This is a genomic window from Pseudomonas sp. MYb2 (assembly GCF_002979955.1).
Lineage (GTDB): Bacteria > Pseudomonadota > Gammaproteobacteria > Pseudomonadales > Pseudomonadaceae > Aquipseudomonas.
On sequence record NZ_PCQC01000019.1, the window covers coordinates 104,815 to 113,543 of the forward strand.

The 8,729-nt window shown below is 57.2% G+C and carries 8 protein-coding genes and 1 tRNA gene; 7 read left to right on the forward strand and 2 right to left on the reverse strand.

Annotated features, from left to right (window positions below):
• Positions 1–47: 47 nt before the first annotated feature.
• On the reverse strand, positions 48–926 hold the full coding sequence (locus tag CQ009_RS24630; RefSeq protein WP_064390249.1) for a triacylglycerol lipase: 879 nt from the start codon (positions 924–926) through the stop codon (positions 48–50).
• Between the two features lie 338 nt (positions 927–1,264).
• On the opposite strand from CQ009_RS24630, the gene CQ009_RS24635 reads away from it, so the two are divergent.
• Positions 1,265–2,443, forward strand: a complete 1,179-nt coding sequence (locus CQ009_RS24635) for a hypothetical protein (protein WP_224790831.1) — start codon at positions 1,265–1,267, stop codon at positions 2,441–2,443.
• A 67-nt stretch (positions 2,444–2,510) separates the two neighbouring features.
• Here the strand turns inward: CQ009_RS24635 and CQ009_RS24640 are convergent, their stop codons facing one another.
• Positions 2,511–3,587 carry a 3-deoxy-7-phosphoheptulonate synthase gene (locus tag CQ009_RS24640; RefSeq protein WP_105708996.1) on the reverse strand — a complete coding sequence of 359 codons (1,077 nt, stop codon included), beginning with the start codon at positions 3,585–3,587 and terminating at the stop codon, positions 2,511–2,513.
• A 615-nt stretch (positions 3,588–4,202) separates the two neighbouring features.
• Here CQ009_RS24640 and CQ009_RS24650 point away from each other — a divergent pair.
• The 6 genes from CQ009_RS24650 to CQ009_RS24675 all read left to right on the forward strand — a co-directional run bounded on the left by CQ009_RS24650 (position 4,203) and on the right by CQ009_RS24675 (position 8,728).
• The gene (locus tag CQ009_RS24650; RefSeq protein WP_105708997.1) at positions 4,203–4,964 is read left to right on the forward strand and encodes a carbon-nitrogen hydrolase family protein; all 762 of its coding nucleotides are present in this window, start codon (positions 4,203–4,205) and stop codon (positions 4,962–4,964) included.
• Positions 4,961–5,404: an N-acetyltransferase gene (locus CQ009_RS24655; protein WP_105708998.1), complete on the forward strand. Its 444-nt coding sequence runs from the start codon at positions 4,961–4,963 to the stop codon at positions 5,402–5,404. The genes CQ009_RS24650 and CQ009_RS24655 overlap by 4 nt, the downstream gene beginning before the upstream one ends.
• 127 nt (positions 5,405–5,531) lie before the next feature.
• Positions 5,532–6,173, forward strand: a complete 642-nt coding sequence (uvrY, locus tag CQ009_RS24660) for a UvrY/SirA/GacA family response regulator transcription factor (protein WP_105708999.1) — start codon at positions 5,532–5,534, stop codon at positions 6,171–6,173.
• A 2-nt stretch (positions 6,174–6,175) separates the two neighbouring features.
• Positions 6,176–7,999 (forward strand): excinuclease ABC subunit UvrC, encoded by a 1,824-nt coding sequence (gene uvrC / locus CQ009_RS24665; RefSeq protein ID WP_064390244.1) that lies wholly within the window; start codon positions 6,176–6,178, stop codon positions 7,997–7,999.
• Between the two features lie 32 nt (positions 8,000–8,031).
• Entirely contained in the window at positions 8,032–8,592 is a 561-nt protein-coding gene (gene pgsA / locus CQ009_RS24670) for a CDP-diacylglycerol--glycerol-3-phosphate 3-phosphatidyltransferase (protein WP_064390243.1), read from the forward strand.
• 60 nt (positions 8,593–8,652) lie between these two features.
• A tRNA-Gly gene (locus CQ009_RS24675) sits at positions 8,653–8,728 on the forward strand.
• Position 8,729: the final 1 nt, after the last annotated feature.

Below are 8,729 nucleotides of genomic sequence, written 5' to 3' on the forward strand. Positions count from 1 at the left end.
GTGGGTGAATTCTCGGCAAAGTTCCATTCAGTGGGTTCGCCCCCGATTTACAAGTGCACGGCCTGCAGGCGCATGGCGTGCTCTATATAGAGGTCGATCGGATCAGGTGTGAGTGATCGCAAGACCTTGGGCCTGCGCAGGCTGTCGAGGTGATCGAAAGGATAGTCCGAACGGATCACGCTGCCCAGATGCGAGCTGTAGCGACCGACGAGTCCGTCGTTCTGCCAGGCTTCGGTGCAAAAGTGTCCGGAAAAGGCCCGGCACACGGCATGTAACGGGTCGAGCGGACGAGGATTGGCCAGCGGATTTTCTGGCAGTGTGCCGCTCCACGAATAGTACCGAACGCCATTGACCTGTTCCGCACCTTGCCCTCCCCAGACAGGAGGCAGACCTTGCGGGTATTTACGATTGAAACGCGCAACACCTTCGGTGGTCAACGCGTTGAGTGCTGCTATGGCGTTCTGCGGCAACGCGAGTTGACCGCTGAGCAACGACAGGAAGTTCGCGAACTGCGTGGCGATTTCCTCGGCGAGATGTTCCGGTATCTGTCCGGGAACCAGCGCTTTGCGCAACAGGTCAGCCAGTTCCGAGCCATGATTTGGGCCGCTGACCGAAGTGACGGATGCGACGCTGCTGGATGCCAGTGCGGCAGCGTAACGGCATGCCAGGGCACCCTGACTGTGCCCGATCAAATTGACCTTGCCTGCTCCTGTGTCTTTCAACACCCGCGCGATCTGCATGAGTAATTGCTGGCCACGAACTTCGTTGTCATGAGTGGCCGATAGCTGCGGCACAAACACTCGGTTGCCCGCACCCTGCAATGCCTGCTTGACATCTTGGAACAGCTCGAAACGGCCTATCCGCTCAAAACCGAACAGGCCGTGGACCAACAGGATGGGATAGCGAGTTGTTGCATTCCGTTGCATGTTCCTACCTCTTTTCCAGACGTTCATAGGTGATTCCGCCGGATCACTGTAAATCACGTTGTCATGCAGTCGGTGTCCGAAAATACCGCAGTATTGAAGTGAAAAAGGACTAAAAGCTGTACGACATTTCAGCTCTGTTTGCGGGCATGGTCGGAACATTCAGCAATCTTTAGCGCTATTTTGACGGGTTCAATACCTGTGCCTTACGCCTTCAGACGCATTTCCCTCCGCTATGGAGTTGTCGAGGCTGACATCGAAAGCGCAAGCGTTGCTATTTAATGGCTCTCATTCGACGTTGTTGTGATCAGCGACGTTTTATCCAGGGAATGGAGCCACGAATGACCATGTATGACGCTAATACCGATGCTTGCAAGACGCTCGCAACAGATACCTCATTGCTGGATACCCATTCAGCCCTGCAGCCAAAACTGAGTTTCCGGGTGCAAGGCGAGACACTCGAATTCAGCTATCGGCCATGGCCTGTTACGGAGGCTGCGACCGTCCGGCATTTGCCTGCGCCGGCTCTCGAAGTTCTGGAGGGCGGAATGATCGATCCCTCACTGGACAAGGCCTTTGTTCGGGTTGCGCCTTACCCGCAGATGAAATGTGGTGACAAGCTGGTCTTGAATTGGTGCGGTCTCGATGCTGATGGACTGTCCTACGAATCTGTAACTTCGCGTTTTGTCAGTGCCGCGCAAGTGGGGCACGAGGTCGTGTTCGTCATCAAGGGTGTGCACATCGCCATGCTGGAACGCGGCTCGGTGGAAATTCACTGGACGCTGTTCAGCGTCAATCTGCCTGAGCCGATTTCATCTGATCGCTTGCAATTGAACGTAGGTGATCCCGAACCTGATCTGCTGGCACCACTTATCGAAGAGACCGTAGGCGGGACACTCGATCCGGCGCGTGTCGAGAAAGGTACAAACGTGATTGTGCGTCCGTATGCACGGATGGCCGTCGGGGACCGGATCCTGCTTGGCTGGCAAGGTGCAAAAAGTGAAGAGACGTTCAGTGATGAGTTGATGGTCGAAGCTTTTGCCGTTCGCGAAGAGCTTTCTTTCTGGATTACCCACGAACACTTGGCCTCGCACACCGGACAAACGGTAAGCCTCAGTTATCAGGTCATATCGGCAGAGGGTGAATTGAGGCAGTCGGCGATCTTGAGAATCCTGATCGCTCCCCTCGTTCGAGGCGAGCTGGCGGCACCGCAGGTTCTGGATGCGGAGGGTGGCGAACTTGATGTCGCCGATTCCATTGATGGCGTGACGGTGGTCATCGTCGATGCTCAGGCAGAGGAGGGCGAGTTGGTGTACCTGCGCTGTGATGGTGAGTATTTCAATCACCGTGATGATCGCGACATCACCCGGGAAACCGCCGGGGAGCCTCTGGTGTTTATTGTGCCGCACCGATTCTGGCGGGAGCACCGGGAAACGGTGGTGCAGGTGTCGTATACGGTGGAGCGACTGGATGATGTCAGTCAGGCTTCCAGCGCTACCCGCATACGTGTTCGTGCGTAATTTCCGTGCGGGCTGATCAGCCTTTCAGCCTTTGCGGACCAGGTGTCCGCAAAGGCTGTTGGCGAGGTCAGGCCTGAGATTGCGCGCGAAGGCGTTCGGCGGCGTTCAGCAGCAAGCGCTCCGTTGCGGCGAAACCCAGGCAACCGTCGGTAACCGAGACGCCATAACGCAAAGAGGTACTGAGTGGCTGGCAACCTTCGAACAGGTGAGACTCGATCATCATGCCGATCAGCGAACGGTCACCGTGCAGGCGTTGCTCCACTACATCGTTGAATACATCAGGCTGGCGCAACGGGTCTTTACCGCTGTTGGCGTGACTGCAATCGACCATGATCCGGCTCGGAATCTTCAGGCGGGTCAAGTCGGCATGGATCCGGGCGACACTTTCGCGGTCGAAGTTTGGCCCTTGATGGCCGCCACGCAGTACCAGATGGGTATCAGGATTGCCTGTGGTCTGGACAATGGCTGGATGTCCCTGGCTATCAACGCCGAAGTGTCGGTGCGGGTGGGAAGCGGAGCGCATCGCATCGACTGCCACGGTCACGCCGCCATCGGTGCCGTTTTTGAAACCGACCGGCATGCTCAGGCCGCTGGCCATCTCGCGGTGGATCTGCGATTCGGTAGTGCGTGCACCGATCGCGACCCAGCTGAGCAAATCGTCAAAGTATCCGGCTGCCATGGGTTGCAGTATTTCAGTGGCGATTGGCAGCCCGCGGCGGATCATTTCGATCATCAGCTCGCGGGACAGCGTCAGACCACCGGCCATGTCGTCACTGCCGTCCAGATGTGGATCGTAGGCCAGGCCTTTCCAACCGATGGTGGTGCGCGGCTTTTCGACATAGGCGCGCATGACCAGCAACATCATATCGCTGACTTCGTCGGCGAGGCGTGCGAGTTTGTCTGCGTATTCAATGGCGGATTGCGAGTCGTGGATCGAGCAAGGTCCGACGATCACCAGCAGGCGCTGGTCGTCGCCATCAAGAATGGCCCGCACCGCTTGGCGGTGGGCGGCAATCTGCTGACTCAGGGCGCTGGTCAGAGGCAATTGCTGTTTGAGTTGCAACGAGCTGGGCAAGCGCAGAGTCAGTGCTTCGTTGGCAGAATCAAGAGTGGAAAGTGGCAGGGCAGAAACGGACGAGTTCATATTCGGTCTTCCTGGGCAGGCGGCGGGTGTTTCCCGCTCGCTCGGCCCTATTGGGGTGTTCGACAGTTGGCCGTATTGGCTACGTGTGTGTGCTTGCCACCTGTAGGTGACCGATCGGAGGCGGCAGGCTGTCCCGAGCGGAGGCTGGTAAATCGCCAGGCGAAAAAACGGTCGTAACGGTAATAAGTGGCGTAGGTCATGTCGTAATCCTCAAAGTGTCTGGTGTGTTGCTGGAAAATTTGTGCCTGAAAAAACAAAACCCCCGGTCGGGAGGCCGACCGGGGGTTGAGATTTCTCAGGTGGCGACCCGTCTTCATGGGCGCCGTGTGGGGTATCAGGCGCGCTAGTGGCTAAACCAATACCCAAAATAAAAGCTTGCAGGAGCGCAGACGTCATTCACCCGGGCAGACGAAACCGAGCGCGAGGCGCTTGCGGTACGTAGCTGTGAAAGGGTGTTGAACATGGTCTGTCTCCGATGAATGCGCCGAGCTTACTAGAGGCAGATACGCATCAGCAATCAGAAAATGCTATCGATTGCACAGGACAATGCCTATCGCTTGAGCGCCGCAACAGTTGTGACACACTCTGCGCTTTGCCTGAAACCAAGGACGAAACATGACAACTCTGACCATCGCTGCTGCTCAATCGGTTTCCATTGCCGGTGATCCCGCCGCAAACATTGTCCGGCACATGGAATTCATCGAATTGGCGGCGCTACACGGTGTCGAGTTGCTGGTGTTTCCCGAGTTGTCGCTGACCGGTTATGAGGGTGAAGTGGCGGCGGCATTGGCCATTGATCCGCAAGACGCCGTGCTGCAACCGTTAAGGGATCTGGTACAAAAACGCGGCATCACGGCTGTCGTCGGCATGCCGATTCGTCAGGAGGGCAGTTCGGCAGTATTGATTGGTGCCTTGGTATTGGGCGCCAATGGCACGCTTGGGGTTTACAGCAAACAGCATCTGCATTGCGGTGAAGAGCTCATTTACGCCGCCGGGAATGGTGGCGCAGCCCTGCATATCGGCGCGGACACGGTGGCCCTGGCTGTCTGTGCCGATTTTTCTCACGCCAGCCATGCGGCGGCCGCTGCCGAGCTGGGCGCCGGTCTGTACGCTGCGGGCGTATTGATCGGCGAGAAGGGCTACGAACCTGACACCGCGATGCTGCAGGGATATGCCCGGCAACACTCGATGGTGGTATTGATGGCCAACCATGGCGGTCTCACCGGAGGCTGGCAATCGGCCGGGCGCAGCGCCGTGTGGTCTGAAGACGGCATATTGATCATTGCCGCTCCCGGTGCTGGCGATGAATTGGTGATCGCTCGTCGCGAAGGTGGCTCATGGCAGGGGCAGGTCGTCAGTCTCGCGGGGGCTGTATGACCTTTCAAATGCGCCGGGCCACGCAGGATGACCTGGCATTTGTGCGAACTTTGACCTGCGAGAACATGCTGCGCTATTACAATGATTACGATTTGTTGTGGCAGGATGAGGCGTTCGACGTTGCCTGGGTCGGACGTGAGAACTGGTTGATGATCCGTGAGGAGGCGCCCTTGGGGTTTTTCAGCCTCAGCCGCGATGCGCGGGCGCTGTATATCCGTGAACTACAGGTGACGCGGGCGTTTCAGCGCCAGGGCGTGGGTTCCTGGGCGATTGATCAGGTTATTGCCATGGCTCGCCGCGACGGCAACCCCGCTGTGCGTCTAACGGTATTCAAAAATAATCTGGCGAAAAACTTGTATCTGAGAAAAGGCTTTGCAGTACAGGGTGAGGACGAGTGTTTCCTGAGGATGCAGCTCGATATCGGTACACCTGTGCTCTGAAACCCACGGCTGGCAAGCCCTCAATGATGAATTGAAACTTTTTAAATGCTGCTTGCCGCTAGGTCTGTCTGGCAGTTTTTGCTAAGGTGTCCGGCATCCCAATAAGACCATATCGCGAGGTGTCTGCTTGATTAGGGTGCTAGTGGTCGATGACCACGATCTCGTTCGTACAGGCATTACACGGATGCTGGCCGATATCGATGGCTTGCAGGTGGTGGGTCAGGCCGAGTCAGGTGAAGAGTCCCTGATCAAGGCGCGGGAATTGAAACCCGACGTGGTCCTGATGGACGTCAAGATGCCCGGCATCGGCGGTCTGGAAGCCACGCGCAAACTGTTGCGCAGTCAGCCGGATATCAAGGTGGTTGCCGTTACCGTGTGTGAAGAGGATCCTTTTCCTACAAGGTTGTTGCAGGCAGGCGCGGCGGGTTATCTGACCAAAGGCGCAGGGTTGCCGGAGATGGTTCAGGCCATTCGCCTGGTATTCGCCGGCCAGCGCTATATAAGCCCGCAGATCGCTCAGCAGTTGGCGATCAAATCCTTCCAGCCGACCAACGATTCGCCGTTCGATGCCTTGTCCGAACGGGAGATTCAGATCGCATTGATGATTGTCAGCTGTCAGAAGGTACAGATCATTTCCGACAAGTTGTGTCTGTCGCCGAAAACCGTCAACACTTACCGTTATCGCATTTTCGAGAAACTCTCGATCAGCAGTGACGTCGAGTTGACGCTTCTGGCGGTGCGTCACGGCATGGTTGATGCCAGCGCCTGATCATGACTGAAGCATTCGATTCCGGCGCCTTTCTGTCCACCGTCAGCGGGCGCCCTGGCGTTTATCGCATGTTCGACAGCGACGCGCGTCTGCTGTATGTCGGCAAAGCCAAGAATCTCAAGAAGCGTCTGGCCAGCTATTTTCGCAAGACCGGGCTGGCACCGAAAACGGCAGCACTGGTCGGGCGTATCGCCCAGGTCGAGACGACCATCACTGCCAATGAAACCGAAGCGCTCTTGCTTGAGCAAACGCTGATCAAGGAATGGCGACCGCCGTACAACATTCTGTTGCGCGACGATAAGTCCTACCCTTACGTGTTTCTCTCCGACGGACAATTCCCACGTCTGAGCATCCATCGCGGCGCCAAGAAAGCCAAAGGCAAATACTTCGGCCCGTATCCGAGTGCCGGTGCCATTCGCGAAAGCCTCAGCCTGCTGCAAAAAACCTTTTTTGTTCGGCAGTGTGAAGACAGCTACTACAAGAACCGTACCCGGCCATGCCTGCAATATCAGATCAAACGCTGCAAGGCACCCTGTGTGGGACTGGTCGAGCCTGAGGTCTATGCCGAGGATGTACGTCACTCGGTGATGTTCCTCGAAGGACGCAGTCATGCACTGACCAACGAGCTGTCAACGGCGATGGAAGAGGCGGCGATCAACCTTGAATTCGAGCGCGCCGCTGAATTGCGTGACCAGATTGCACTGCTGCGTCGGGTTCAGGATCAACAGAGCATGGAAGGCGGCACCGGCGATATCGACGTCATTGCGGCGTTCGTCAACCCGGGCGGTGCCTGCGTTCATTTGATCAGCGTGCGCGGCGGACGGGTGCTGGGCAGCAAGAATTTCTTCCCGCAGGTGGGTATTGAAGAAGATGTCTCGCAGGTCATGGCGGCGTTTCTTGGCCAATACTTCATCAGCAGTCCGGAGCGCGACCTGCCAAGCGAATTGATCGTCAACGTCGTCCACGAAGATTTTCCGACACTGGTCGAGGCGATTCACGAGTTGCGTGGCCGCGAACTGACCATCAGTCACCGGGTGCGCGGAACGCGAGCTCGCTGGCAGCAACTGGCTGTAACCAATGCCGAGCAGGCACTGGGTGCACGTCTGGCCAACCGTCAGCACACGGCTGCGCGTTTCGAGGCTTTGGCAGAAGTGCTGAACCTGGAGGAGCCGCCACAACGCCTGGAGTGTTACGACATCAGTCATTCCAGCGGCGAAGCGACCGTCGCGTCCTGCGTGGTGTTCGGCCCGGAAGGTGCGATCAAATCCGATTATCGTCGCTATAACATTGAAGGTGTTACAGCAGGCGACGATTACGCTGCCATGCACCAGGCCTTGACCCGACGCTTCAGCAAGTTGAAAGACGGCGAGGGCAAGTTGCCGGATATTCTGCTGGTGGACGGTGGCAAGGGGCAGTTGTCGATGGCCCGCGACGTGCTTAACGAACTGGCCGTGCCGGATCTGATCCTGCTCGGCGTGGCAAAGGGTGCGACGCGCAAGGCTGGTTTCGAAACTCTGTATCTGAATGATGCAGCGCACGAGTTCACCTTGCGCGGCGACTCGCCGGCGCTGCATCTGATTCAGCAGATCCGCGACGAGGCTCACCGTTTTGCAATTACCGGACACCGCGCGCGTCGTGGCAAAACCCGCCGTACGTCAACGCTGGAAGGCGTTGCGGGAGTAGGGCCGACCCGTCGACGCGATTTGTTGAAACATTTTGGTGGATTGCAGGAGCTGACTCGTGCAAGCATCGAAGAGATCGCCAAAGCCCCGGGGATCAGTAAAAAGCTCGCAGAGTCGATTTATGCAAACCTGCATAGCGAGTAGAATGCCCCTTCACCTCGTAGCCAGTTGTGCCGATGAATATCCCTAATCTGATTACCGTTCTACGCGTCCTGCTCATTCCGATCTTCATTTTGCTGTTCTATCTGCCTTACCAATGGAGTTACATGGCCTCCGCCTCGGTGTTTGCCTTCGCGGCAGCAACGGACTGGCTGGATGGTTATCTGGCTCGCCGACTGGAGCAAAGCACGCCGTTCGGAGCGTTTCTCGATCCGGTTGCCGACAAGCTGATGGTCGCCGTCGCACTGGTCCTGCTGGTGCAGGAACACGGCAATCTCTGGCTGACACTGCCAGCGGCTGTCATCATTGGTCGCGAGATCGTCGTTTCGGCATTGCGTGAATGGATGGCCGAACTCGGTGCCCGTGCACACGTTGCCGTATCGAACCTGGGCAAATGGAAAACCGCTGCGCAAATGCTCGCGCTGGTGATCCTGCTGGCCAATCCACGGGACTTCACCTTCTGGGTCGTTCTCGGTTACGCCTTGCTGATGGTCTCCGCCGGCCTGACGCTGTGGTCGATGGTTCAGTACCTGCGCGCTGCCTGGCCGCATCTGAAGACCGATGTTGAAAAGAAATAAAACTTTTTTGAATCAAGGGGTTGACGGAGCTTCTTAATTCTATAGAATGCGCATCACCAAGCGGGAATAGCTCAGTTGGTAGAGCACGACCTTGCCAAGGTCGGGGTCGCGAGTTCGAGTCTCGTTTCCCGCTCCAA

Excerpts from the sequence above, each read along its gene's own strand:
- CQ009_RS24630 (WP_064390249.1), bottom strand. The coding sequence starts at position 926 with ATGCAACGGAATGCAACAACTCGCTATCCCATCCTGTTGGTCCACGGC.
- CQ009_RS24635 (WP_224790831.1), top strand. The coding sequence starts at position 1,265 with ATGACCATGTATGACGCTAATACCGATGCTTGCAAGACGCTCGCAACA.
- CQ009_RS24640 (WP_105708996.1), bottom strand. The coding sequence starts at position 3,587 with ATGAACTCGTCCGTTTCTGCCCTGCCACTTTCCACTCTTGATTCTGCC.
- CQ009_RS24650 (WP_105708997.1), top strand. The coding sequence starts at position 4,203 with ATGACAACTCTGACCATCGCTGCTGCTCAATCGGTTTCCATTGCCGGT.
- CQ009_RS24655 (WP_105708998.1), top strand. The coding sequence starts at position 4,961 with ATGACCTTTCAAATGCGCCGGGCCACGCAGGATGACCTGGCATTTGTG.
- uvrC (WP_064390244.1), top strand. The coding sequence starts at position 6,176 with ATGACTGAAGCATTCGATTCCGGCGCCTTTCTGTCCACCGTCAGCGGG.
- pgsA (WP_064390243.1), top strand. The coding sequence starts at position 8,032 with ATGAATATCCCTAATCTGATTACCGTTCTACGCGTCCTGCTCATTCCG.